This window comes from Micromonospora cathayae, from assembly GCF_028993575.1.
GTDB lineage: Bacteria > Actinomycetota > Actinomycetes > Mycobacteriales > Micromonosporaceae > Micromonospora > Micromonospora cathayae.
In genome coordinates, this window is the sequence record NZ_CP118615.1 from 3410564 (window position 1) to 3436920 (window position 26357).

Here is a 26357-nt window from a genome sequence, read left to right on the forward strand (position 1 = left end):
GACGGCTCATCCCGGTGCCGTCCCCGGGACTCCGGTGAGGTCCAGTCGCGGGTAGCAGCGGGCGGCCGACCGCCCGGCGAGATCAGCCGGTGCGGACGTGGCGGTGAACCCGCAGGCCCGGATCGCCCGGTCGATCGACTCGGACCAGGTGCCGGCCTGCCGGCAGACCGGCCAGTCACTGCCCAGCATCAGGTGCGCCGGGCCGAAGGTGTCGACCACCCGGGCCGCCGCCCGGTCGGTTTCCGCCCGGCCGCGATCCCGGTCCATGGTCAACAGCCCGGACACCTTGACGCCCACGGAGGACCGTACGGCCAGCCGGCCCGCGGCCCGTTCCCAGGTCGGCAGATCCGGTGACCTGGCGCCCGGGAAGCCGGCGAGGTGGTCGAGGACCACGTGCAGCGACGGTTCGGCACGGACGACGTCGGCGACGTCCGGGAGGAGCTCCACACCCACGTTGAATTCCCAGGTGAGCCGGTGGGTGGCGAGGGCTCCGGCCAGCGCGAGACGTTCGCTGCGGTCGAGTGCGGCGAACCGGCGGGCCGAGGTACGGATGCCGAGGAGCCGCTCGGAGCCGGGCAGGTCCAGGAGGCTGTCGACGGTCCTGCCCGGTGGTAGGTCGCCGACGACGCCGACGACGAGCGGGTCGTGCGCCGCGAGCCGGAGGTGCTCCGCGGTCTCGGTGCCGTCCGGGCCCCGGTCGGCCTCCACCAGGATCACCGCGACCTGCCGGAAGGGCGGAACGGGTGACCGGGCGGCGACCGCCTCCCGCAGGTCGCCGGGCGAGTACGGCCGTCGTAGCTCACCACTGAGCCACGGGTAGCCGAGCGCCGGGTTCCACAGGTGGGTGTGGGTGTCGAGGAGGAGGCCCGGTAGCTGGTCAGGCACGGGGAGACCCACCGGCCGGCGGGGCGTGGCCGGAGCCGGTGTCGCCTGACGGCCGGCTGAGCCGGGTGGGGTCGTGTCCGGTGGCGAGATCGGACGACAGCCGGGTGGCGAGCAGGTTCCAGCTGACGAAGTGCGGGTGGGCTAGGGGTCGGCCGGTTTCGGCGTCGTAGTACTCGTGGATCGCCCCGGTCCGTGCGAGGTCCCGGGTGAAGGTGGCCCGGAGATCGTCGGCGAGGGCGGTGGCTTCGGTGCGGTACCCGTAGCGGGCGAGACCGTACGCGGTGAGCGCGGTGTTCAGTCCCCACACCGGCCCCTGCCAGTTGGAGGGGTTCGCCATCACCTGGTTGTTGTAGAAGCGCTGGTCCGCCGGCGTCGAGCGGAGACCGTACCGGCTGCGGAAGCGCCGTTCGTCGAGTACGTGCCCGGTCACCAGCCGGTCGGCCCGTCGTTGGTCGGCGACGCCGGTCCAGAGCGGGAACAGGTTCGCCCAGGTCTGGGTGAGCAGCGGCACCTCCCAGGTGATCTCCTGGAAGGTCTTCCAGCGGTGCGGGGTCAGGTCCAGGTGGAAGTAGGTGCCCTGCGCCTCGTCCCACATGAAGGTGTTGATCGAGGCCCGCAGGGCGTCGGCCCGCTCGTGCCAGGTGTCCGCCCCGGGCGCGTCCACGAGTTCCGCCAACAGTCCCATCGCCACCAGTTCGCGGTAGTGGAAGCAGTTGACGTCGACCAGGGCGACGGTGTCCCCACCCCGGCCGTAGAGCGCGGGGTCGTTGTCGATGCCGGTCCCCGAGTCGCGGACCCAGCGGTAGAGGCCGCGCCGGCCGAGGGTGTGCCGGTCCCACCAGTCCCGTAGCCGCAGCAGGTCGGGCCACAGTTCGGCAGCCAGGTCGGGCCGGGCGAGCCGGGTGCACAGGGACACCGTCCAGGCGGCGTGGATCGGCTGCCCGACGTGCCGGAAGTCGGCCGACCCGTCCGGGTCTATCCGGGACGGCGGTCGGCCGTCGTCGGCGAGCCGTTCGAGCAGGTTGCGCAGCGAACCCACCTCGTGCGCGGTGAGGCTCGCCGGGAGGGCCATGCCCAGGAAGTAGGTGTCCCAGGTCCAGAGGGAGTGGTACTCGGCGCCCGGGACGAGATAGGGGTGCGGCAGGGCCGGCGAGGTCCGGCCCAGCGCGTCGACCAGCCCCTGGTAGTAGCTGTCGATCGTGGGTGTCACCGCCGCCGGGTGGTCGGTGCCCGGCAGGGCCCGGGGGTCGGGCGAGGTGCGAAGGTACCCCTCAAGGTCGTAGACCGTGGGGTGGAAGTCCGTGGTCATCGGGTTGCCGTTCGTCGCGGGGCCGGGTGGTCGCGGCCAGGGGTGGGTGCAGCGGTACGGGGGCGTCCTCGGGGAGCAGGCCGCGCGCCGTGAGGGCGGTCCAGAAGTCGGGGGGAATCGGTCGGCTCAGCGCCTCCACCATGGCGGTCACCTCGTCCGGTGACCGGACGCCGACGACGGTCGTACCGACGGCGGGGTGGCCCGACGCGAACTGGGCGGCGGCGGACCGCAGTTCGACGTCGTGGTCGTGGCAGACCTCGGCGAGTCGGCGGACCCGGTCGACGATGTCGGCCGGGGCCTTCCGGTAGTTGTAGAAGCCATCGGGGTCGCCGGTGGCGAGGATTCCGGAGTTGAACACGCCGGCGGCGATGATGCGGGTGCCCCGGTCGAGGGCTCTGGGCAGCAGCTCACCCAGGGCCGACTGGTCCAGCAACGTGTACCGGCCGGCGAGCAGGACGTAGTCCAGTTCGAGCCGCTCGACGAGGCGGAGGGCCAGGTCGACGTGGTTGCAGCCGACACCGATCGCCCCGACCACGCCTTCGGCCCGCAGTTCCCGCAGCCCTTGGTAGCCGGTGGTGGCGGCCAGGTCCTCGTGGGTCTCCGGGTCGTGCAGCAGGGCGACGTCGACGAACGTGGTCCGCAGCCGACGAAGGGACGCCTCGACCGATTCCCGGATCTCCCGGACCGACCAGCCCCGGTGCACCCTGCCGGGCCGCATCGACAGGCTGTCCGGATCGTCGAGGTCGACGTCCGGTAGCTCGTCCACGAGGGTGCCGACCTTGGTGGACAGCACGAGCGGCGCAGATCCGGTACGCCCCGCGAGGTAGCCGCCGATGCGGTGCTCGCTCAGCCCGTCGCCGTAGCCGGGCGCGGTGTCGACGTAGCGGATGCCGGAGCGCACCGCCCGCTCGATCGTCTCGGCGGCGGTCCGCGCCGACACGGGGGAGTACAGCCGGCCGAACGCGGCGGTGCCGATGCCCACCGCGGGCAGCCGTACCGGCGTCGGTTCAGGGTTCACGGTGGAGTCCGTCCCGGCTGGCCTCGAACTCCCGTCGGGTCGTCTCGGTGAGCGGGTAGTAGTCGCGCAGGCGGCCCCCGGCGCGGATCCGGTCCCGGCTGAACGCCTCCCACTCCTCGTGCTCGGCGGCCTGCGTGGCGACCGTGTCGGCGAGCCGGGCCGGGACCACGACGACCCCGTCGTCGTCGGCGACGATGATGTCGCCGGGCAGCACGAGGACCCCGCCGACCTGGACCGGGACGTGGTACCCCCAGGGGAACAGCTCGTCCTGGGAGGCGTAGTGCGGGGTCGAGCCGGTACACCAGATCGGGACCTGGCTGACCTTGAGCCGTGGGGTGTCGCGCACCCGGCCGTCGACGACGATCCCGGTGCCGCCCTGGTTGCGGAAGGACGCGACCAGGATCTCGCCGAGGCACCCGGAGCGGCGGGCCGCGTTCGCCTGGACCACCAGGAAGTCGGCCGGCGCGACGTCGTCGAAGACCCGCCAGAGGGCGGAGTGGCGTTCGACGTACTCCTGGGAGGCGCCGCTGACGATGTCCTCGCGTTGCGGCAGCAGCAGCAGGGTCCGGGCCACCCCGACGGTGTGCGGAACGGCCGTCAGCGGTTCGGGGCCCTCGATCCAGGTCCGTCGGATGCCGAGTTTGTGCAGGATGGCGCAGGCGGTCGCCGCGGAGATGGTGGCGAAGCGGTCCAGCAGCGCCGGGTCGGGCCTGGCGGGCGGCTCGCCCACCACGGGTAGCGGCCAGCCGAAGTCGGGAGTGTCAGTGGTCATCGGTGCCTGCCGATCGGGGGTGCGCCGCCGTCCGGTCGAGCGGCCGGTAGGTGGGGTGGGCGGCGTGGCGGTCGAGGTACAGCGTCAGGCGGACGTCGGCTCCCGGGGCGAGCACGACGTCCAGCGTGCCGGCCGCCACGTCCCGGTGGTGCCGGGAGGCCGGCGAGGTCGGGGCGAACTGGTCGGCGAGCCGGCCGGGCCAGGAGTCCACCGTGGACCAGGTCGCGGCGGCGATGACGTGTTCGCCGAGCGCCCCGCCGACGACGGTGACCTCGCGGGAGCCGGCCAGTGAGGTGTTCACCAGCTGGAGGTCGATCTCGTCGGCGGTGATCCGGGTGACCAGGGCCGCCACGTCGGGCGGGAGTCCGGGGGTCCCGTCCGGCCGGAAGTACCTGACCTGGGTCTGCAGGACGCCACCGTTGTAGATCACCTGCGGTCCGCCGCAGCAGAGCTGCAACAGCACCTCGGTCAGGACCGGGTTGAGGGCCTGGTAGTGCCACTCGGTCATGGCACGGGGATCGGTGGTGTCGGCCTCGATGAGGTCCAGGCGGCGGGAGAGGACGCTCAGGGCACCGGCGAGCGCGGCCTGCGGGTAGCCCGGGTTCTCGCCGTCGAGATAGGCCAGCCACGGTTCGCAGTGGCCGTCCTCACCCTTGTTCCGGAACAGCCGGAACTCCCGGGGGTCCGACGAGCTGGCCTGCCGTACCTGCCGGAGCCGCCGCCGGTCGTGGTCGTCCTGACTGACGTTCCACAGCGCGGTCAGCAGGTCGAGGTGGGGCGGCTGGTAGTCGAAGTGTCCGCCGTCGGTGTAGCGGACCGGCGCGAGGATCGTCGGCGCGTGCGGGTCGAGGCCGTGCCGCCGGACCAGTTCCGCTCTCATGTCGGGATGGATCCGGTCCGGGGTGGCCTCGACGGCCTGGTCCAGGCAGAAGTCGAGCTGGCGGCGGGCGAACTCCAGGTAGCCCCGGTCGGGGGCGACGAGATGACAGTTGATCGCCGCGATCAGGGCGGCGCTGCCGACGCTCTCCAGGCCGTGCGGGAACGACCAGCCGTAGTGTCCGCCGTACCACCGGCCGTCCATGAGTTCGCCGACGGTGCCGTGCGGGCCGACGTTGTCGGGGACGACACCGCCGTTCGCGGCGGCCCGTTCGACCCAGCCGTCGGTGTACCGCAGCATCCAGTCCCGGAACGTCTCGTCGCCGGTCATCAGGTAGGCGTTCAACGCCAGGGTGGTCGCGCCGAGGCTGACCACCGCGTCGCCGCGTCCCATCCGGTGTTCCATCTCCGCGCCGAGGCGGAGTTGCCGGGCCTCGTCGGCGAGCAGCGTCTCGTAGCTGTCGATGCCGGGCAGCCAGGTGATGGGCAGGCCGTACCGGTCCATGCTGCGCGTCCAGGGGTACCTGGCCGGCTGCTCGTCGCGGAGGCCGTAGCGGGGGCCGCCCGACCCGGTGTGGATGGCGCGCATCATGTTGCGGGCCGGATCGTAGTTGCCGGGTGGGCCGCCCAGGTACAGCCGGGCGAACCGGGCGGCCCGGTCGGCGAACAGCGGGTCCTGCGGCGACGCCAGGCAGACTCCGTAGAAGAGCAGGTTGCCCTCGCCCTGGTGGAACCAGTCGTAGCCGATCTCGTACTCGTCGTGCAGCCGGCCCAGGCCCTCGAGCATCCGGGTGGTGCCGGTCCAGTGTCGCTTGGCCGCGTCGAGCAGGTCGGTGGAGCCGGAGATGGTGGCGAGCACCGGCCAGTTGAAGAAGATCTCGTAGAAGTCGTCCACCGCGTCGCGGGAGCTGAGGTAGCCGGGGTTGTCGAAGCGGACGCGCCCGTCGGCCTCGGTGCACCGGTCCCGGAACAGCCGCCACGCGCGGTCGAGTTCGTCGAGCAGTTTGCGCTGGAGCACCGCCCAGCCGGGAAAGGCGCCGCCGCTGGGCGCGGCCGAGATGCGGGTTCTCGCGGTGGCCGGTGGGGAGGTGGTCATCGTCGTCCGCCCTTCGCGGCCCCGGTGGGCGGCAGGTGGGTGTCGACCCAGTCGAGCATGCGTCGGGTGGCGTCCGCACTGAAGGTGTGTCCGACCTTCGCCAGTTGGACGTGCAGCAACTCCTGGCCCCGGCCGGTCTCGTCGTAGAGCGGCCGGAGCCACTCCTCGAGCCGCCGTACGTCCTCGGAGGGGGCGACGTGGTCCAGTTGCCCGGAGACCAGCAGCAGCGGGCGGGTGGCCAGGTGCCGGCCGCGTTCCGCCGTCAGGGAGGCCTTCTCGACGCGCGGTTTGCCGCGGTACTTCCCGTACTCGCGGATGCGGGTGGGGAAGCAGATCGGCATCAGGGCCACCACGCAGCGTACGCGTTCGTCGCCGGAGGTCGTCAGCATGGCCTGGAGCCCGCCCCAGGACTGACCGACGACGGCGATCCGGTCGGGGTCGATGCCCTCCGGGAGGTCGAGGACGGCGTCGATGATGCTCGGCGCCTGGGTCCACGCGGTCTCCAGGACGTCCTCACCCTTGCCGCCCAGGCTGTCGCCGACGAGGCGGGCGGCGTCCTCCCACTCCCGCTTGCGTCCGCCGTGGCCCGGGTTCTCCACGACGAGGACGTGGTGACCGCGGTTGATGAGGGCGGTGGTGAGGCTCGGCATCTCGCGGTTCTCGGGAACACCCGGCGGAAGTGCCTGGGTCCGTGGGGCGCGATGCCCACCGAAGAGGACGACGAGGCTGGACGACGGCGTGTCCGGCGGCTGGGTCAGCAGGGTGGCCGGGATCGGGTCGTGACCGGGGAACGGGATGTGCACGTCCCGGAGGAACGGCCAGGGCACCCACGGTGAGGCGGGACCGTCGGCGACGAAGTGGGAGACGTCCCGGACCACCTGCGTGACGGAGTGCGCGGCGATGATCGACGCCAACTCCGGGGTGGAGCCCTGGGGGAGGGTCAGCACGTACTCGCCGGACTTCGGCACGCCGCTCGACCTGGTCCGGCTGATCAGCCCGATCGACGCCCCCCGGGCGCGGGCCGTCGCCAACGCCCGGCCGGCGTCGGTGCCGAGCTGGCCGTCGTCGCCGAAGAGCAGGACCACCGAGTCCGGGGGGAGGGCGCTGGCGGCGACGTCCCAGTGGCGGGGCTTGTTCGACCAGCTGGCCCGGACGCCGAGCCCTTTCAGTTCGGCGGCGAGCAGCTCGGCGCCCACCTCGGTGTCCGGTTCCGTCCAGACCTCCACCGCCGCGGCGTGCCGGATGGCCGCGCCGAGCATCGGCAGGTAGTCGTCGGCGACGAACTGGGCGGCTGCCTGGATGTCCTGCTCGGCGGGACCGTGGGACCGTCCCGGGGCGTCCAGGGCCCGGTCGTTGGCGAGGCTCAGCCGCAGCGCGGGGTAGCCCTCGAAGCCGACGTGCTGGGCGAACCGGGTCAGGGTCGCCTGGGCGACGCCGCACTTGGCGGCGAACTCCACGATCGACATGCCGATCGCGTCCGACGGGCCCGAGATGATCGCCTCGCCCACCCTGCGCTCGGCGGGCGACAGGTTCGGAAGATAGGCGTGGATGCGATCGATCGCACCGCTTCTTCGCCCTGGTTGGGGCACTTGACTGATGAGCACGGCTCTGAGAATAATTCTTCCGCCCACCCGGAAGCAACTTTCATCCTGAGCTTGGGAAGAAACTTTCATCGACCGACCCGCCCCGAGATCCCCTGCCTTCACGACGGCCTCTGCCGGGGGGAGCGGAGCACCACAGCAAAGTAGGTGAACGAGCCGTGCGAACAAGGACTGACGCCCAGCGGGCGTCGCGCCGGTCGCGCCGGCGACAGGCGGTGCGACGGGAGCTGCTGTACCTCGCGCTCTGCGCCCCCGGACTGGTCGCCTTGATCCTCTTCAACTACGTCCCGCTTTTCGGGGTGGTGCTCGCCTTCAAGAACTTCCGTCCCCGGCGGGGGATCTGGGGCAGCGAGAACGTCGGCTTCGACAACTTCGCCTACCTGTTCGCCGGGGACGCCTGGCGGATCACCCGCAACACCGTCGCCATGAACGCGCTGTTCATCGTCGCCACCCTGGTGGTGGCGCTGACCCTGGCGATCCTGATCAACGAGCTGCGGGACCGGTCACCCCTGCTGACCAAGGTGACACAGTCCGCGATGTTCCTGCCGTTCGTGCTGTCCTGGGTCGTCGTCGCACACCTGGCGACCGCGTTCCTCGACGCCCGCAGCGGCCTGCTCAACCAACTGCTCGACCTCGTCTCGCTGCCGGCCGTCAACTGGTACGCCGAACCCTCGTACTGGCCGGCCATCCTCACCTCGGTCGACCTGTGGAAGGGCGTCGGCTTCTGGGTGATCGTGTACCTGGCCGGCATTCTGGCGATCAACCCGTCGCTCTACGAGGCGGCGAGCCTCGACGGGGCCTCCCGCTGGCAGCAGACCCGCCGGATCACGCTGCCGCTGATCCTGCCGTTGATCACCATCAACGTCCTGCTCTCGGTGAGCAAGGTGTTCAACGCCGACTTCGGGCTGTTCTTCCAGGTCACCCAGAACAGCCCGGCGCTCTACCCGACCACCGACGTCATCGACACCTATGTCTACCGGGCGCTGACCACCACCGGCGACGTGGGCATGGCCGCCGCGGCCGGGCTCTACCAGGCCGTCGTCGGGCTGGTGCTGGTGGTCGGGGCCAACTGGTACGTGCGGAGGAGAAGTGCCGACAATGCTCTCTTCTGACGTCACCGACACCCGGGACACCACCACCGGCACCGCCGCCGCCCTGTCGGCACGGTCCGGACGACCGGCTCCACGGTCGGCGTCAGCCGTCCTGCTCCGGCTGGTGATGGCGGCGGTCGCCGCGGCCTTCATCGTCCCGCTGCTCGTCATGCTGTCCGCGTCGTTCTCCGAGGAACGGCAGCTCAACGAGCACGGGTACGCGCTCTGGCCCAGGGGCTTCACCCTGGACGCCTACCGGTTCGTGCTGGAGAACTCGGAACAACTGGTCCGCAGCTACGCGGTGTCCGTCGTGGTGACCACCGTCGGCACGACGGCGTCGCTGCTGATCATGTCGCTGATGGCGTTCGCGTTGTCCCGACCCGACTTCCGGCTAGCCAAGCCGCTGGCGTTCCTGGTCCTGTTCACGATGATCTTCAACGGTGGACTGGTGCCGCTGTACATCGTCATCACCCGGTACTACCAGCTCCAGGACACCATCTGGGTGCTGATCCTGCCGTACCTGGTCGCGCCCTGGTACGTCCTGCTCCTGCGCACCTACTTCAAGGGCCTGCCCGCCGACCTGTTCGACGCGGCCCGGATCGACGGCGCCGGTGAACTCCGGACGTTCTGGTCGATCGTTCTGCCGCTGTCGAAACCCGCCCTCGGCGCGGTCGGACTGTTCGTCATCCTCCAGTACTGGAACGACTGGTGGCTGGGACTGCTCTACATCCAGGACCGCTCGCTCATGCCGGTGCAGCTGCTGCTCTACCGGGTCGGCTCCAGTATCGACTTCGCCCTCGCCAACCCCGCCCTGGCCGGCCAGGCCGGTGACATCCCGGTGCAGTCGGCGCGGGCGGCCATCGCGATGTTGGCGATCGGCCCGATCGTCCTCGCCTTCTTCTTCCTCCAGAAATTCCTGATCAAGGGAATCACCCTTGGCGGCGTCAAGGACTGACCGACACCCCGCCACCACCGAAGGGACGCACAACCCATGGCAAAGATCAGCAGACGGTCCTTCCTGACCGCCACCGGTGCCACCGCCGGCGCGCTACTCGGCGGCTCCTTCCTCTCCGGCTGCTCCTCCGACGACGAGAAGTCCGGCGGAGCCGCGACGTTGACCTACAGCTTCATGGCCACCCGGGAACTGCCCGACGTCGGACTCATCCAGCAGACCCTGAACGACCTGCTCCGGCAGAAGGGCGCCACGTACTCCGTCCGACTGAACCCGCTCCAGGACTACAACAAGGTGATGGGGCTCAAGGTGGCCTCCGGCGACCCCGGAGACCTCTACTTCACCGCGCCCTGGTCCAACCCGTACGCCACCAACGCCTCCAGCGGCAACCTGCTGGCCCTCGACGACCTGCTGAGCCGGCACGCCCCCAAGCTCCAGGCCAGCATGTCCGCCGACACCTGGAACGCCGCCCGGGTCAAGGGCAAGCTGTACGGCGTCATCAACCAGCAGCGCTTCCCGAAGATGTGGGGATACCAGGCGAAGAAGGAGGTCGTCGAACAGCTCGGCCTGGACCCGTCGACGATCTCGTCGTACGCCGAACTCGAGCCCTACCTGGCCCGGGTCAAGCAGGCCGGGAAGCTGCTGCCGTGGTCCACGTCGAACGGCGGCCACGGCGCGCTGTTCCACCCGGAGATCCACGGCTACGACCCGATCGCCACCACGCTCGGACTCGCCGTCCGCTACGACGATTCGGCCCTGACCGCGCTGTCCTGGTTCGACACGCCCGAGTTCGAGGAGGCCGTGCGGACCGCCCGCCGGTGGAACGAGCGGGGGTACACCGAACCCACCCCGCCCACCCCGAACGACATGCAGGTGCGGTGGAACGCCGGCCGGACCGCCTTCGCCGACGCGCAGTACCTTCCCACCAACCCGCAGTACACCGACTTCCCCACCATCGGCGCCACCTTCGTCACGACGCCGCTGCTCAACACCGACGGGGTGCTGGCCACCCTGACCGGAATCAACGCCGACGCGCCGCACGCGGTGGAGGCGATGTCGTTCCTGGAGGCGCTCAACACCGACCAGGACATCTACCGCACCATCTGCTTCGGCATCGAGGGCACGCACTACCAGGCCAGCGCCACCGATCCGCAGGTCCTGGAAGCCGGCCCCAAGCAGGCCGCCTGGAACCCGAACACCGACTGGGTCTTCGGCAACCAGTTCAACGCGCCGTACCGGAACCAGGAGGACGCCACCGCCAAGCGGTGGGAGCGGGAACGCGAGCTGAACGCCACCGCCGTGCCGTCGAAGGCCATCGGCTTCTCGCTCGCCACCGACAGCATCCGCACCGAGGTCGCGGCGGTCACCGCCGCCATCCAGGAACACGCCAACCTGGCGATGATCGGGCAACTGAAGGCCGACGTGGCGCTGTCGAACCTCCGTACCGCCCTGGACCGGGCCGGCATGCCCCGGGTGCTGGCGGCCGCCCAGCAGCAATTGTCCGAGTTCAAGAACTCCTGAGTCGATGCCGTCACCCGACCCCGACACCCTGCTGGTCGACGTCGGCACCACCCGGGTCAAGGCAGCGGTCGTCCGCCGGGACACCCTGCTGACGCTGCCCGCCCACCGCACCGACCACCACTTCGACGTCCAGCGGTCCGGGCTCCGGACGACCTGGAGCGTCGACTCCGTCCGACGTGGCCTCGACGAGGTCGTCGAGCGGTCCACCGCCCGGCACGGCCCGTCGCCCGAACTGAGACTCAGCGCCCACATGCGCGGCTTCGCCATCGACACACCGGCCACCGGGTACCTCACCTGGCAGGACCGCCGCTGCCTGGAAACCGGCGGCGACGGCCGGACGGCGTACCAGCGGCTGGCCGCCGGGCTGCCCCGGGAGGCGTTCGCGCGCACCGGCACCCGGCTCCGGCCGGACTCGCCGCTCGCCAACGCCTACCAGGTCGCCCTGACCGCCGACCGGCCGCTGCGCGGACGGTTCCACACCCTGGGGAGCCTCATCCTGGAACACCTGACCGGGGAACACGTCACGCACGTGACGCTCGCCGCCGCGACCGGGCTGTACGACCTGGTACGCGACGAGTGGAGTCCGGAACTGCTCCACTTCACCGGACTGGACGGTCTGACCTTCCCGCAGGTCACCCACGACCTGCTGCCGGTCGGGGTCGCGGCGCGGACCGGGATGCGCGTCCACCCCGAACTCGGCGACAACCAGGCCGCCGTGCACGGGGCGGGCGCGGACGACGGCAGCACCGTCGTCGTCTCCGTCGGCACGGCCGGACTGGTCAGCCGGGTGTCAGCCGCACCGGCCCCGGCCCCCGGCGTCGAGGTCCGCCCGTACCTCGGGGCCAGCTACCTGCACGTCGTGTCGGGGCTTCCGGGCGGTTCCGCGACCGGCCCGGACCGGGCGGACGAGGCGGCTGCCCGTCCGTTCGCGGACGCCGTCGACCTGCTGGACCCGGCCCACGACGCGCGGCGGATCGTCGCCACCGGCGGGGCGGTCGACGCCACCCCCGGCTTCGCCGCCGCCCTGGGACGCCTGACCGGCCTGCCGACGACGGTGGACCCGACCCACGACCACTCCCTGCTCGGACTGGCGCGACTCGCCCGACCGGCGACGTTCCGGCCACCCGGGACCGGATCCCGGGCGCTGGTCCATGGCTGACCGTCGACCGCCGGCGTTCGGCACGCTGGTCGCGGAGTTCGCCGGCTCCGCCCTGCCAGCGTTGTTGCACAGCGCGGGACTCCGGTTCGCGGTGGTCGACTGCGAACACGGATCCTTCGACCCCGGCCAGGTGACCACCACGATCGCGGCCGCCCGCACCGACTTCGACGTCTACGTCCGGACCCCGGTCACCGACCGGAGCCGGGTGCTGGGCTTCCTCGACGCCGGAGCGGCCGGGATCGTCGCCCCGATGATCTCGACCCGGGCCGACTGCGAACGACTCGTCGAACACACGAAGTACCCGCCCCTCGGCCGCCGGGGGGTGAGCACCTTCCGGGCCCACACCGGGTTCAGCCGGGTCGACCCGGCCAGCTACCTCGAACACGCCAACCGTACGGTGCGCTGCTTCGGCCAGATCGAGACGGCGCGCGGTCTGGCGCTGGTGGACACGATCGCCTCGGTGCCCGGCCTCGACGGCCTGGTCCTCGGGCCGAACGACCTGCTCGCCGACCTCGGGGCACCCGGCCGGTACGACCATCCGGTGCTCGCCGAGGCCGTCGCGGCCCTCGCCGCCGCCGGTCGTGACCACGGCCTGACGGTGGGCGTCATGACCTCCGACCGTGGGCTGCTGACCACCGCCCTGGCGCACGGCTTCCACTGGATCGCCTGGTCGAGCGACTCCGCCCTGCTGCACCGGGCGGCGCGTGACGCGCACGCGTTCCTGGCAACGAAAGGTGCCCCATGACCGTCCCCGAACCGCTGACCGCCGAAGACCTGGACCACGCCGCGCGGCAGGCGCTGCGCGAACCGACGGTGGTCGCCGGACCGGCGTTGGCGCGCTACCCGACCGCCTTCGACTACGGCATGGCCCTCGGCATCGACGCGACCCGGGGCGGACGACTGTGGGCGGCGTCGATCGCGGGCGGCGACGACCACCGTGCCTTCGTCGTCCTGCGGCGCAGCGACGACGGGGGCGGCACCTGGTCGGACCCGGTCACCCTGGTCGACCCGGACGACCCGGACGACCCGGACGACCCGGACGACCCGCTGCGGCGGCGCAGCCTGGTCGGCGCGGTGTGGGTCGACCCCGCCAACCGGCTCTGGCTCTTCTTCGACCAGGCGGTCACCTACTTCGACGGGCGCGCCGGACTGTGGTGCATGGTGTCGCCCGACGCCGACGCCGACACCCTCACCTGGTCCGCGCCGCGCCGGATCGACGACGGCGCGCCGCTCAACAAGCCGGTCGTCCTCGACGACGGGACCTGGCTGCTGGCCGGATCACTCTGGGACCGCAGCCGGATCGAGACCCCTGCCCGCACGCCGCGCGAGTCGTGGCCGAGAAACCCCTACGCCGACAGCTTCCACGAACTCGACAGCCGGCGCGGCGTCACGGTGCTGCGCAGCCGCGACGACGGGGCGACCTGGCGGCGTCTCGCCACGGTGCGCTTCACGCCCCCCGACTACGACGAGCCCCGCCTGGTGCAACGACGCGACCGGACCCTCTGGATGACGGCCCGGGTGGCCAGCGGTGGCCTCGCCGAGTCGTACTCCCACGACGGCGGCGCGAGCTGGACACCGCCCCGACCCTCGCCGGTCATCCGCCAACCCAACTCCCGGCACGCGCTGCAGCGGTTGCGCAGTGGTGCCCTGCTCCTGGTCAAGAACGGCACCGAACTCGACCGGGCGGCCCCCGGGCACGGCCGCCACCAGCTCACCGCGTTCCTCTCCCGGGACGACGGCGTCACCTGGACGTCGGGCCTGCTGATCGACGCCCGCTCCAAGGTGGCGTACCCCGACGTCGCGCAGCTCCCCGACGGGGACGTCTGCGTGTCCTACGACTACAACCGCAGCACCCACGGCCACTTCCTGCTGGTCCGGCTCACCGAGGCGGACATCGCCGCCGGTCGGCCCGACCGCATCCACCGCACCGTCATCTCCCGGGCCGATCCCGACGCGCTGGCCCGTCGCCTGCGGCGGGAGGCCCTGGCCGACGGGGAACCACCACACCCGTCCCCCGCGAGGAAGGACCACCACCATGCCTGACTTCGACCTGAAACGCCGCACGCTGTTGCAGGCCGCCGGTGCCGCGGCAGCCGTCGGCACCGTCACCGGAACCATCGCCGGCACCGGACCGGCGCACGCCGCGGCACCGGTGGCCGCGCCGGCCAGCGAGCCCACCGAGCCACCGCGCTCCCGGGTCTCCATCTCGCACGTCACCGAGTCGGTCGACGACGGCTCCTCGATGGTGGTCGTCGGCGAGGGCTTCTCCTCCTCGTCCGAGGTGTGGCTGTTCAAGCTGCCCAAGGACACCAAGGACGCCGCGAAGGCGAGCCTCGGCCAGCCGAGCGCGCTGCCCGCCCGGCCGCCGACCGGCGCGGTCAAGGCGGCCATCGTGAACGGGACGCGTCCGCAGGCCCTGATCGTGGGCCACATCGGCTACCCGACGCCCGCCGCCGACCTGAGTGTCTTCCCCACCGCCGTGTGGGTCCGCGACGGCGACGACTGGTCGCCGCCCTACGTCGTCAACCGGGCCGGCATCTTCTTCCTGGAGACCGACCTGGTCGTACCGGGAGAGACCATCCGGGTCTTCGGCCGCAACCTGCTGCCGAACTACGTCTTCCGGGGCACGGACTACGACTACCCGATCGCGCTGCGGAAGGTCGGTGGCGGTGCCGTCCACTGGGCGCAGCTCTACGACGGGGAAGGCCAGACCCGGCCGAACTACAAGCCGTACGTGGCGCAGATCCGGATGCCCGAGGACCTGCCGGACGGGGAGTACGACCTCAGCCTGCACGGCCGGTTCGGGCTGGCGGACGGCTGGAGCAACGCGGTCCGGCTCCTGGTCCGGGCGAAGCGGACCCTGGTCAACCGGCTGGCCCGGCACGACCTCACCGACCAGGTCGGCGCGCCGGGCGGCCGGCCCCGGACCGAGGTCGTCAAGATCTCCGAGGGCGCGAGCTACGACGACAACTGGCGTCGCATCCAGGACCGGCTGGACGCGGTGGGGCGGCGGGGCGGCGGCATCGTCCGGCTGCCCAGCGGACCGATCGCGATCGGCCGTACCCTGCGGGTCCCCGACGGGGTGGTGCTCGAGGGCAGTGGGCGCGGCGCGACCCGGCTCACCACCCCGCTCGACGTGCCGTTCCAGGGCACCTTCCCGGTCGGCAACCTGTTCCCGTCGCCGGCCTTCCGCCGGGGCTTCGCCGGCGACTACACCCCGTACTGGGCCCCGCACCAGCCGCTGGTCTGGCTGGAGGGCGGCTCCGGCGTCTCCGACCTCGCCATCCAGGCCGGATCGCGGAACTTCACCGCCGTGCTGATCGGCAACTCCGACCCGGAGAAGGTGCTGGCGGACGCCTTCGTCAAGCGCGTCGACATCACGGTGCGGACCACGACGTACGCGTTCCAGAGCGGCTTCTCGCCGACCAACGGCGGCATCCACGTGGTGAGCCCGACCGCCCGGCTGGTGATCTCCGACTGTGTCGTCGATGCCCACGAGCCGATCTCGATGTACGCCGGCCGGCACGCGCACCACCACGCGATGATCGTCCGCAACTCGTTCTCCTCGCATCAGCGGCAGGACTCGAACATCGGGATGATCATGGGTTGGTCCGACTCGGTGTTCGAGGACAACGAGCTGTACTCCGGTGGCCGTGGCCTGATCTCCCAGATGAACATGACCCGGGTCTACCTCTGCGGCAACCGGATCCACGAGATCGGTGGCCGGGGCAACGCCAGCGAGGTGCTGATGGCCGAGGCCGGCGACGTGGGCGAGGAGGTGACGGTGACCGGGGCGACCGGTACCACCGTCCGGACCAGCTCCGCCCTGCCGGCGGGCGCGGCCCGGGCGACCTCGACCGAGCTCTACGCGTGGGTCGCCGAGGGGCGCGGCTTCGGCCAGTACCGCCGGATCGTCGACAACGACGGCAACGGCACCCTGACCCTGGACCGGCCCTGGCGTACCGTGCCCGACACCACCTCGAAGATCGACATCATCTTCAGCCCGGCGGTCAACAACCTGTGGCTCAACAACGTGTACAGCAACGGGCGGGGTTACCTGCAACCCTTCTACGGGGGTGGCTTCGACAACGTCATCGCCGGCAACGAACTGCGCAGCGCCGGTGGGCTCAGCATCTGGTCCGGCTTCAAGAAGACCGGCTTCGCGCGCCGCTCGGTGGGCGCGTACAACCTCATCTACAACAACATGCTCACCGGCTCGGACGCGCTGAACCTGTACGGCGGTGACGCCGGCACCGAGGACGTGCCCGGCGGGCTGTTCGCGAACACCGTACGGCGTAACCAGCTCTGGTCCCGTGGCTCGGCCACCCAGACCAACCAGTACTACAACATCTGGTTCTCCCGGCGGGACCAGGCGGACCCCGAACTCGAGGGCTCGATCAACCTGCGCCGCTGCGACTCCACCGTGGTCGAGGCGAACTACATCTTCCAGGACCGCAACGGCGTGCTCGCCCGGGGCGGGAAGAACAACGTGGTCCGCTACAACCGGATGGACCGGGTGGAGAACCGGATCCTGCGTCAGGAGGACCCGCGGGGGCTCGTCGCCACCGCGCCGCCGTTCGAGAACCCCTACTAGCCGGACCGTCAGGTCGGCGCCGGTACCGGCGCCGACCTGATCCGGGATGCCGGGCGGACGGCTCAGGTGGGCGGCACGTACAGCATCCGGCCGGTGGTGTTGGGCCGGGTGTTGAAGACGACGCCCGGGGTGGCGTCGGCGAGCACCCGGGCGTGCACCTGCGCCGGCGTCCAGGTCGGGTGCGCGGCGAGGATCAGCGCGGCGGCCCCGGCGACGTGCGGTGCCGCCATCGAGGTACCGGACTTCGTGGCCCACGCGGTGTCGGTGTCGTACCCGGCGGAGACGATGCTCTGGCCGGGCGCGAACAGGTCCACGCACGGACCCTGGTTGCTCAGCCAGGCGGCACCGTCGTCCGGCCAGGTCGACCCGACGGTGAGTACCGCCGGGATGAACGCGGGCGTCTTCACGCAGGCGTCCCCGCCGTCGTTGCCGGCGGACGCGACCACGGTGACCCCCGAGTTGATCAGCCCGGTGGTGGCCGCCTCGTACGCGCCGGGGTTGAGTGTGGTCGAGTTGCCGAAGCTCATGTTCGCCACGGCGGGGTGCTGGGCGTTCGCGGTCACCCAGTCGATCGCCTGGGTGGTGGTGGCGATGTCACCGGTGGCGTCGCACGCCCAGACCCGTACCGCGACCAGCGTGACGTTCTTCGCCACCCCGTACGTGCCGCCGCCCAGGGTGCCGGCGACGTGGCTGCCGTGGCCGTAGCAGTCGTCGGCGGTGCCGCCGTCCACCACGTCGACGCCGTTGACCACCCGGCCGCCGAAGTCCTGGTGGGTGAAGCGGATGCCGGAGTCGATGACGTACGCGTGCACGCCCTGCCCACCGCCGGACGGGTAGCTGAACGAGCCGTCCAGCGGCAGGGCGGCCTGGTCCACCCGGTCCAGGCCCCAGGACGGCGGGTTCGGCTGGGTGCCCAGCACGGTGACCGGTGCGGTGCCGCTGTCGGTGGTGGCCGGGGCGCTGCCGGGGGTGGCCGGGGCGTCGAGCCGGATCCGGCGGTTCTGTTCCACGAAGGCCACGGACCCGTCGGTGGCGATGCGCCGGGCCGCCGCCTCGTCGGCCCGGATGGTGAAACCGCGCAGCGCGGCACTGTACTGGTGACCCACGGTCGCCCCGTACCGGTGGGCGACGGCCCGCGCGGTTCGGTCCACCGCGTCCCGGGCCGCCTGCCGGGCCGACGCGGACAGGGCGCCGGCCGGCACCCGGCCGTTCCGGGTCAGGATGCTGGTGTCCCGCAGGACGACGCTGTCCCTGAGTACGACGATGTAGCTGCCCGGGATCGCGGTCGGCTGGTCGGCACCGAGGATGGTGACCGACCCGTCTACGGCTGCCGGGCCGGTCGCGCCGGCCGGTGCGGCGACGCCGGCCAGCGACGTCGTGCCGGCCAGCGACGTCGTGCCGGCCAGCGACGTCGTGCCGGCCAGCGACGCCGCTCCGGTCGCGCCGACCAGCGACGCTGTGCCGGTCGCGCCGGCCGGTGCGGCGACGCCGGCCAGCGATGCCGCCGTGGCCGTGACGGCCAGCGCGAGCGCGCCGAGCCGCCGCGAGGTGGCGTACCGGTGTGAACTGACCTGCGGTGTCCGCATCGCTGCCCTCCCGGTCGGTCCCCGTTGCGGTCCCCGTCGTTCCGCAGCGACACGAGGTATCGACCGATAGCGATGTTATGTGCTGTGGGCCGGACTGGCTGTCCCGGCCGGGCTCACTCGGTGGCCTCGACCGTGCGGGGCTGGTCGTCCCCGGCCGGACGCGGGGCCACGACGTGCACGGACACCCCCGTGTTGCTGTTGTGCGTCTCGATCCAGGTGTCCAGCGCCGTCCGGCAGGCATGGTCGACGTGGCGCAGGCCGCTCAGGTCGAGCCGTACGGTCCGGTCGGCGGGCAGCCCGTTCAGCGTGGTGAGAATGGTGGGCAGCCGCAGGAAGGTGGCGTTGCCGGTGATCGCGACGTCGATCGGGCCGGCCCCGGCGTCCCGGACGGTGACCCGCACGTGCGACGTCTCCCAGGCGGTCTTGACCACCGCCAGGCCCAGACCGACCAGCACCCCGGTGAACATGTCCGTGGTGAGGATGGCCGTCGCCGTCACCACCAGCACCACCACCTCGCCCCGGTGTCCCCGCCAGAGCTCCGGCAGGGCCCGCAGCGGCAGCAGCTTGAATCCGGCGTACACCAGCACGGCGGCCAGCGCCGGCAGCGGCATCAGCCCGATCAGGCCGGGCGCGGCGGCGGCGAACAGCAGCAGCCACAGGCCGTGCAGCACCCGGGACGCCTTGGTCCGCGCCCCGGCCCGTACGTTGGCGGAACTGCGGACGATGACCGCGGTCATCGGCAGGGCGCCGAGCAGGCCGCAGATGGCGTTGCCGGTGCCCTGGGCCACGAGTTCCTTGTCGAAGTCGGTACGCGGGCCCTGGTGCAGCCGGTCCACCGCCGCCGCGCTGAACAGGCTTTCCGCCGAGGCGACCAGGGTGAACGTGGCGATGGTGGCGAGCACACCGAGGTCGACCAATTCCCCCCAGTGCCCGAGGGAGGGCTGCATCGCCGCCAGCACCCCCTCCACCTGGATGGTGTCGACCGGCAGCCCGAACGCGGCGGTCACCCCGGCGGCCAGCACGACGGCGACCAGCGCGCCGGGGACGGTCCGCAGCCGACCGGGCAACGCGTCCCAGGCCACCATCACCACGATGGTCGACACGCCCACGGCGAGCGAGACCCGGGCCGGGTGGGAGACGACGATCCCGTTCAGCAGCCCCGGCAGCCCGGTGAACTTCCCGGTGCCGGAGTGCGGCACGGCGGCACCGGCCAGCACGTAGAGCTGCCCGGCGATGAGCAGCAGGCCGATGCCGGCGAGCATGCCCTGCACCACGGACACGGTGATGGCGCGGAACCAGCGGCCCAGCCGCAGCAGCCCCAGACCGACCTGGACCAGCCCGGCGACCAGGACGATCGTGCCGAGCCCGGCCAGCCCGTACCGGTCCACGGCCTCGGCGACCAGCACGGTCAGGCCGGCGGCCGGGCCGCTGACCTGGAGGCTGCTGCCGGGCATGAGTCCCACCACCAGACCACCGACGATGCCGGTGACCAGGCCCAGTTCGGCCGGTACGCCGGAGGCGACGGCGATGCCGACGCAGAGCGGCAACGCCACGAGGAAGACGACGACGGAGGCGGACAGGTCGGCCCGCAGCGCACGCCAGGGCGGGGCGGAAGACATCATGATTCACATCCGGGGGGAAGGCGGGGAGAACGGACCCGGTCACCGCCGCCCGCCGGCTGCCCGGCGGACCACCGGCGTCGACCGGGGGTGCGGGGCAGCGGCGGGCGGCCGGTGGCGACCGGAAGTGACAGTCGGGTGGGCGGGTACCGCCCGGTCGATGGTGGGGACGTCGTCAGCCGACGGCCGTACGGCACGGGGCGGCGGTCGGGACCGGCCCCCGGCGTACGTCGCTCAGCAGCGCAGGACGCTCAGCCGTACCGGACGGGCTCCGTCGCCGACGCTCGCGCCACCGTCCACGGTCGAGGTGCTCCGGCGGATGGCCCCGTCGGGCGGCGTCGGCCCGAGCTGGGGCACCGGGCTGCGCCGGTCGGTGCCCTGGTTGCCCCGTCCGGAGCGGGCGACCGACCCGCACGCCTTGGCGTCGAAGCCCGTGGTCACGATGGGTTTCGGGCGCTGCCCGTCGGGCCCGGCCAGGGCGCTCACGGCGCGGTACGGGACGGAGGTGAACGCCGGGACGCCGGCCGGGGCGGACGCGGGCGGCGGCCCGGCGGTGGCGGCGAGCGGGACCCGGCAGACCAGGCCGACGTGCAGCAGGATGGCCCAGGCGAGCAGCGGGGCGAGGACGACGAGTCTGCGCGGCACCGCTCACCCCCAGGCCGGTACGTCTACCCACGCGGGCCGCGTGGGTATACCGGGATCAACCCGTGGCGCGGGGGGTCGGTTACGCCTGTTCCGGCAGGTAGGGGATCTACGGGCCGGTCGGAAGGTGGGGTACGGGTCGGCCGGTCGGCGCGCGTCCGGCCGGCTGCTCCACTGAGCACGCCGCGAGATGACCGGCCGTCGACGGCGGTGTGATGATTCCACGCAATCAACTGACGTCGATCAAGGGTGTGGTCGTCATGAGTTCCGGACTGTCGATCGCACTCTTCCCGGTCGCGTTGGGCATCGTCATGCTCGGGATCGGGCTCAGTCTCACCACCGAGGACTTCCGCCGGGTGCTCCGGCATCCCCGGGTGGTGGCGATCTGCCTCGGCTGCCAGATGCTGGTGCTGCCGGCGATCGCCCTGGGGCTGGTGGTCGCCTTCGACCTGCGTCCGGAACTGGCGGTCGGCATGATGCTGCTCGCCGCCTCACCGGGCGGCAGCACCGCCGGCCTATACAGCCACCTCTTCAAGGGCAACGTGGCGCTGAACGTCTCGCTGACCGCGGTGAACTCGGTGCTGGCCCTGTTCACCCTGCCGGTGATCGTGAACCTGGCGGTGGCCGGTTTCGTCGGCTCGGACGACTCGATCGGGCTCCAGTTCGGCAAGGTGCTCCAGGTCTTCGCCCTGGTGCTGATCCCGATCGCGATCGGGATGTTCGTCCGGTCCCGGTACACCGCCTTCGCGCTCCGGATGGAACGCCCGGTCAAGATCCTGTCCGTGGTGGTCCTGGTCGTGATGATCGTCGGGGCGCTCACCGGCATCAAGGACGACGTCCTCGACACCCTCGGCGAGATCATCCTCATCGTCCTGGTCTTCAACGTGATCAGCCTGGCGATCGGGTACCTAGCGCCGCGCCTGCTGCGGATCGGGCACCGTGAGTCGGTCGCCTCCTCGTTCGAGATCGGCCTGCACAACGCCACCCTGGCCATCACCGTCGGGATGAGCCCGGCGCTGCTGGACAACAGCACCATGGCGATGCCGTCGGTGGTCTACGGCACCCTGATGTTCTTCACCGCCGCCGCGTTCGGCCTGGTCGCCGCCCGCCGGGCCCCGGCCGGCCCCGAGACGCCGGCCGCCGCTCCCGGTCCGGCCGGCCGGACCACCCGGCACCCCGCCGGATGAGCTGACCAGCCGAACCCCGGTGCCCCGGGGGACGGGCATCCGATGCTCCCCGAACCGGGCGACTCGCGGCCTCAGGTGTTGACCGGGCGGCGGGCGACCAGCAGCACGTGCGTGACCGGCCAGTCCAGCGGTGCGCCGGTCACCGTGCTGAGGGCGGCGACCGGGGCGAGCCGGTTGGTGACGATCCACTCGTTGCGGAACGGCCCGCTCGCCGGGTCGACCTCGAAACCGACGTCGGCGAGGAGCGCCTTCCAGTCGGCCCACTCCAGGCCGCAGAACTGCTCCTGGGTCTCGGACAGCCAGTTGTCGGGGTAGTCCTTGCGGGTGAGGAAGTCCATCGCCGCGCCCAGCGGCAGCTCGACGACCGCTCCGTCCGGGCCGTCCCCCGGGCTGTCCGGGCCGTCCACCGGGCCGACCGCGCCCTGCGCCGCGCCGACCGCGCCGTCCACCGGGCCGGCTGCGCTGTCCAGCGGGCGGTACGGGAAGGGGAAGCGGTAGTCGACCGCGAACTGGTCCAACCGGGCCCGGGTCGACAGCCCCCGCACGTGCCCGGCCACCTCGGCGGGCGTCAGGGACGCCAGGTCGGTGCGCGGCCGGGCCGGGTTCGCGCCGTCCGTCGTCGCCAGGCGCAACCGTACCGGCCGGTCCCGGCCGTCCGGCCCGCACACGTCACTGTTGATCCACACCCCGCCCGGCACCGTGTGGTCGTAGATGGCCTGCACGAACCGGCGCAGGGACGACATCCGGTCGCCGTACGACCAGATCTCGTGGGTGAGCGCGAAGGTCATCGTGGTGTCCACCGAGCGGGGCGCGAACACCGCGCCGCCGAGCACGTTGCGCCGGTAGAAGAAGACATTCGGGTTGCTGAACACCCCCTGCGCCTTCTTGTGCACGCACTCCTCGAACAGCTGGCGGGCCACCTCGACGCCGATCAGGTCGCTCTCCCGCAGGGCCGGATCCCGGTCGGCCAGCTCCAGCACGGCCCCCGCGCCGCAGCCGATGTCGACGATCCGGCCCGGCCGGACGTGTTCCCGTACCGCGTCCCACTTGCGCTGCGCGGCGTCGGTGAACGCCTCGGCGTACGTGCGGTAGTCGCGGGTGGCGGTCAGGCCGCCCTCGTCGCCGACCACCGGGTCGTTGACCACCGACCGGACCAGCTCGTCGAGCCGGTAGCGGGCGTACACGTCGAGGGTGGCCGGATGGGCGAGGTCCCGCCACGACGGGTCACCGTCGGCCAGCCGTAGCAGGACGTCCCACGGCCGGGCCGGCGTCGGCTCGACGTCCGCCTCCACCCCGGCGATCCGGAAGCCCAACCGCTCGTACATCGCGGCCACCTCCGGGGTGGAACAGGCGATCACGGTGTCCGCCGGGGTCAGCTCCAACCCGGTGGCCGCCGCCACGGTCTTGACGGTGACCTCGGCGAACCGGTCGGTCGGGGTGGTGTCGAAGATCGGCACCACCACCGAACGGAGCCCGGCGAGCACGCTGAAGCGTTCGATCGCCGCCTCCCGCCGGTGGTAGGGGACCGGGTTACGCCGGGTGTTCTCGTGGTTGGCGGAGGTGACCGCCCAGACCACGGTGACCTCACCACCGTCGGTCGGGCCGCCGTCACGCTGGGCCGCCAGCCGGCTCAGGTACTCGGCCTGGAACCGGGTCAGCAGGTGGTGGCGGCCGGGAAAGAGCAGGTAGCGGGGCATGCCACGTTCCTAGCCGATGCCCGCCGGGCGGCGCGCGGCAGGGTGCCAGAAGACTGATCGGACGGTCAGGACGGCCCGGTCGGGAGACGACGGACCGCGGACCGGGTCCGGGGCGTCCACCAGCTTTCGCCGGATCCGCACCGGGGACTTACCGTCCTCGTACACGGTGCGGCTAGCGTCAGGCCACATGACTGAGCGGGAAGCGGTGGCGCACCTGCTGCGCCGGGCGACGTTCGGGCCGACCGCCGACGAGGTGGACGACGCGGAACGGGTCGGGGTACGCGCCACCCTCGACCGGCTGCTGGCCCCGACCGGCCCCGACCGGACACCCGGGTTGCCGGACCTCGGCCCGGACCCGTACGCGGGACTGACCCGGTCCTCGACCCGGGAGCAACGCCAGCAGGCCAACCAGCGGCGCCGCGCACAGGTACGCGCGCTGACCTGGTGGTGGCTGGACCGGATGGTCACCAGCACCGACCAGGCCGGCGAGAAGCTACTGTTCTTCTGGCACGGCCACTGGGCGACCAGCGAACGGAAGGTCCGCTCGGCGACCCTGATGCTCCGCCACCTGGAAACGCTGCGCCGGTACGGGCGCGGGCCGCTGCCGCCGCTGGTCGACGCGATGGTCCGGGACCCGGCGCTGATCCTGTGGCTGGACGGGCAACGCAACACCCGCAAGGCCCCCAACGAGAACCTGGCCCGGGAACTGATGGAGCTGTTCACGCTCGGCCACGGCAACGGCTACACCGAGGACGACGTGCGGGAGGGCGCGCGGGCGCTCACCGGCTGGACGGTGGACCGCCGCACCGGCGCGGTCCGGTTCGAGCCCCGCCGGCACGACGCCGGCCCGAAGACCATCCTCGGCCAGCGGGCCGACTTCGACGCCGCGTCGTACGCGGGACTGCTCGCCGGACGGCCGGAGACCGCACGGCACGTCGCCGGCCGGCTCTGGTTCCGGTACGCCGGCCCGGACGTGCCACCACCGGCCGACCTGGCCGGCCCGGACACGGTGACCACGCTGCGCCGGATCCTCACCGCGCCGGCCTTCGCGCAGACCCGGGACACCCTGGTCAAACAGCCGGTCGAGTGGCTGGTCGGGGCGGCCCGTCAGCTCGGGGTACGCCCGTCGGGCCTGCCCGAGCAGGAGCGACGCCGGCTGCTCGCCGGGCTGGCCGCGCTGGACCAGGTGCCGCTGCGCCCGCCGAGCGTCGGCGGCTGGCCGGCCGGTACCGCCTGGCTGACCACCGCGTCCCTCCAGGCCCGACTGCGGACCGCCGACGCGCTGGCCGGGGCGGCGGCGCGGACGGTGCTGGCGACGCTGACCGCCGCGCCGCCGGCGGGCCGGCCGGACGCGCTGGCCCGGCTGCTCGTGGTCGACCGGTGGAGCGAACGCACCCGGGCCGCGCTGACCCCGCTGACCGGCGAGCCGCGCAAGCTGATCGCGGCCGGCCTGGTCAGCCCCGAGTACGCGGTCTACTGACCGGAGGAGACGACGAATGGACACCCTGACCCGACGGCGGTTCCTGGTGGCGAGCGGGGTGGTCGGCGCGACCGCCCTGGCGGCCGGGGCCACCGCCCACCGCCTGGACGACCTGTTCGCCACCGCCGGGGACCGCGACCCGCAGGCCCGTACGCTGGTGCTGATCACCCTGTACGGGGGTAACGACGGCCTGAACACGGTGATCCCGTACGCCGACCCGGCCTACCACGACGCCCGCCCCGAGTTGGCGTACCCGGAGGACGCGGTGCGGAAGCTGGACGACCGGGTGGGCCTCAACCCGGCCCTGGCCGGCCTGCACCGGTTGCACGACGCGGGCCGGCTCGCCGTGGTCCGGGGCGTGGGTTACCCGCAACCGGACCGCAGCCACTTCCGTTCGATGGACATCTGGCACACCGCCGAACCGGAACGTCCCGGCACCACCGGCTGGCTCGGCCGGTGGCTGGACCGGGCCGGTGGCGACCCGCGGCTGGCGGTCTCCTTCGAGCCGGCGCTGCCGCCGCTGCTGGCCGGGGAACGCAGCGCGGGCGCGGCGGTGCCGGTGACCGGACGGCGGACGGTCCGGGGGCTGCCGGAGTCCACACTGGCCGGGTTCGCCGCCACCGCCGGGGAGGACACCCCGGCCCGGGCCCGCGCGGCGGCCTGCTTCGCCGACCTGCGCGCGGTCGACGCGATGGTCCAGGGGGTCCGCGACGACGACGCGGCCGGGGAGGAGCCGGACGGCGAGCCGGAACCGGCCACCGCGACCGGTGGCGCGGGCACCCCGCTCGACGCCCAGTTGGACCTGGTCGCCCGGTGCGTCGAGGCGCGCGTCGCCACCCGGGTCTTCTCGGTCTCGCTGGGCGGCTTCGACACCCACGCCGACGAGAAGCGGCTCCAGGAGGTCCTGCTCGGGCAGGTGGACCGCGCGGTGAGTGGCTTCGTCGACCGGATGGCGGGTACCGAAGCCGGCCGGCAGGTGGTGGTGGTCGTCTACTCGGAGTTCGGCCGACGGGTCCGGGCTAACGGCTCCGACGGCACCGACCACGGCACCGCCTCGGACGTCCTGCTGCTGGGCTCCGGTGTGCGCGGCGGCCGGTACGGCGAGCCGCCCAGCCTCACCGACCTCGACGGCGGCGACCTGAGGTTCACCACCGACTTCCGGGACGTCTACGCCACCCTGCTGGAGCGGGTCCTGGACACCGATCCGGGCGCGGTGCTCGGCGGCTGGCGCGGCCGGCTCACCGGCCCGCTCTGACCCGACCGTTCCGCTCT

General features: G+C 72.3%; 20 protein-coding genes. 10 read left to right on the forward strand and 10 right to left on the reverse strand.

The annotated features are described in order from the left end of the window. Positions 1–6 precede the first annotated feature (6 nt). The 6 genes from PVK37_RS15785 to PVK37_RS15810 are packed head-to-tail and all read right to left on the reverse strand — an operon-like array spanning position 7 to position 7629. Positions 7–885: an amidohydrolase family protein gene (locus PVK37_RS15785; RefSeq protein ID WP_275034765.1), complete on the reverse strand. Its 879-nt coding sequence runs from the start codon at positions 883–885 to the stop codon at positions 7–9. After that, complete coding sequence (locus PVK37_RS15790; protein ID WP_275034766.1) at positions 878–2194, reverse strand: amylo-alpha-1,6-glucosidase; 1317 nt, start codon at positions 2192–2194, stop codon at positions 878–880. Before PVK37_RS15790 ends, PVK37_RS15785 begins: the two co-directional genes overlap by 8 nt. Then, positions 2157–3212, reverse strand: a complete 1056-nt coding sequence (locus PVK37_RS15795; protein ID WP_275034767.1) for an aldo/keto reductase — start codon at positions 3210–3212, stop codon at positions 2157–2159. The genes PVK37_RS15790 and PVK37_RS15795 overlap by 38 nt, the downstream gene beginning before the upstream one ends. Then, the gene (locus PVK37_RS15800) at positions 3202–3984 is read right to left on the reverse strand and encodes an RraA family protein (protein WP_275034768.1); all 783 of its coding nucleotides are present in this window, start codon (positions 3982–3984) and stop codon (positions 3202–3204) included. Before PVK37_RS15800 ends, PVK37_RS15795 begins: the two co-directional genes overlap by 11 nt. Next, positions 3974–5956 (reverse strand): DUF8034 domain-containing protein, encoded by a 1983-nt coding sequence (locus tag PVK37_RS15805; RefSeq protein WP_275034769.1) that lies wholly within the window; start codon positions 5954–5956, stop codon positions 3974–3976. The genes PVK37_RS15800 and PVK37_RS15805 overlap by 11 nt, the downstream gene beginning before the upstream one ends. Then, on the reverse strand, positions 5953–7629 hold the full coding sequence (locus PVK37_RS15810; protein ID WP_275034770.1) for an alpha/beta fold hydrolase: 1677 nt from the start codon (positions 7627–7629) through the stop codon (positions 5953–5955). The genes PVK37_RS15805 and PVK37_RS15810 overlap by 4 nt, the downstream gene beginning before the upstream one ends. Positions 7630–7715: 86 nt before the next feature. Here PVK37_RS15810 and PVK37_RS15815 point away from each other — a divergent pair, with 86 nt between their 5' ends. Genes PVK37_RS15815 through PVK37_RS15845 form a run of 7 tightly spaced genes read left to right on the forward strand, consistent with a single transcriptional unit; the run spans position 7716 to position 16874 of the window. Then, positions 7716–8669 (forward strand): ABC transporter permease, encoded by a 954-nt coding sequence (locus PVK37_RS15815; RefSeq protein WP_275034771.1) that lies wholly within the window; start codon positions 7716–7718, stop codon positions 8667–8669. After that, a complete protein-coding gene (locus PVK37_RS15820) occupies positions 8656–9603 on the forward strand; it encodes a carbohydrate ABC transporter permease (RefSeq protein WP_275034772.1) in 948 nt (315 codons plus the stop codon). Before PVK37_RS15815 ends, PVK37_RS15820 begins: the two co-directional genes overlap by 14 nt. A gap of 36 nt (positions 9604–9639) precedes the next feature. Further along, a complete protein-coding gene (locus PVK37_RS15825; protein ID WP_275034773.1) occupies positions 9640–11121 on the forward strand; it encodes an ABC transporter substrate-binding protein in 1482 nt (493 codons plus the stop codon). A 4-nt stretch (positions 11122–11125) separates the two neighbouring features. Further along, positions 11126–12280, forward strand: coding sequence for an FGGY family carbohydrate kinase (locus PVK37_RS15830; protein ID WP_275034774.1), 1155 nt, complete (start codon positions 11126–11128; stop codon positions 12278–12280). Then, positions 12273–13025: an HpcH/HpaI aldolase family protein gene (locus PVK37_RS15835; RefSeq protein WP_275034775.1), complete on the forward strand. Its 753-nt coding sequence runs from the start codon at positions 12273–12275 to the stop codon at positions 13023–13025. Before PVK37_RS15830 ends, PVK37_RS15835 begins: the two co-directional genes overlap by 8 nt. Continuing rightward, positions 13022–14323 (forward strand): sialidase family protein, encoded by a 1302-nt coding sequence (locus PVK37_RS15840; RefSeq protein ID WP_275034776.1) that lies wholly within the window; start codon positions 13022–13024, stop codon positions 14321–14323. The genes PVK37_RS15835 and PVK37_RS15840 overlap by 4 nt, the downstream gene beginning before the upstream one ends. Further along, positions 14316–16874, forward strand: coding sequence for a hypothetical protein (locus tag PVK37_RS15845; RefSeq protein ID WP_275034777.1), 2559 nt, complete (start codon positions 14316–14318; stop codon positions 16872–16874). The genes PVK37_RS15840 and PVK37_RS15845 overlap by 8 nt, the downstream gene beginning before the upstream one ends. Before the next feature lie 62 nt (positions 16875–16936). On the opposite strand, the gene PVK37_RS15850 is transcribed toward PVK37_RS15845, so the two are convergent. The 3 genes from PVK37_RS15850 to PVK37_RS15860 form a co-directional block, all read right to left on the reverse strand. Then, entirely contained in the window at positions 16937–18460 is a 1524-nt protein-coding gene (locus PVK37_RS15850) for a S8 family peptidase (RefSeq protein WP_275034778.1), read from the reverse strand. 113 nt (positions 18461–18573) lie between these two features. After that, positions 18574–20082: a SulP family inorganic anion transporter gene (locus PVK37_RS15855; protein WP_275034779.1), complete on the reverse strand. Its 1509-nt coding sequence runs from the start codon at positions 20080–20082 to the stop codon at positions 18574–18576. A 231-nt stretch (positions 20083–20313) separates the two neighbouring features. Beyond that, positions 20314–20724, reverse strand: a complete 411-nt coding sequence (locus PVK37_RS15860) for a hypothetical protein (protein ID WP_275034780.1) — start codon at positions 20722–20724, stop codon at positions 20314–20316. Between the two features lie 257 nt (positions 20725–20981). Between PVK37_RS15860 and PVK37_RS15865 the strand changes: the two genes are divergently transcribed. After that, positions 20982–21908: a bile acid:sodium symporter family protein gene (locus PVK37_RS15865; RefSeq protein ID WP_275034781.1), complete on the forward strand. Its 927-nt coding sequence runs from the start codon at positions 20982–20984 to the stop codon at positions 21906–21908. A 71-nt stretch (positions 21909–21979) separates the two neighbouring features. Here the strand turns inward: PVK37_RS15865 and PVK37_RS15870 are convergent, their stop codons facing one another. Further along, on the reverse strand, positions 21980–23605 hold the full coding sequence (locus PVK37_RS15870; RefSeq protein ID WP_275034782.1) for a class I SAM-dependent methyltransferase: 1626 nt from the start codon (positions 23603–23605) through the stop codon (positions 21980–21982). A 187-nt stretch (positions 23606–23792) separates the two neighbouring features. Here PVK37_RS15870 and PVK37_RS15875 point away from each other — a divergent pair, with 187 nt between their 5' ends. Beyond that, the gene (locus PVK37_RS15875) at positions 23793–25085 is read left to right on the forward strand and encodes a DUF1800 domain-containing protein (protein ID WP_275034783.1); all 1293 of its coding nucleotides are present in this window, start codon (positions 23793–23795) and stop codon (positions 25083–25085) included. A 16-nt stretch (positions 25086–25101) separates the two neighbouring features. Beyond that, entirely contained in the window at positions 25102–26340 is a 1239-nt protein-coding gene (locus PVK37_RS15880; protein WP_275034784.1) for a DUF1501 domain-containing protein, read from the forward strand. Positions 26341–26357: the final 17 nt, after the last annotated feature.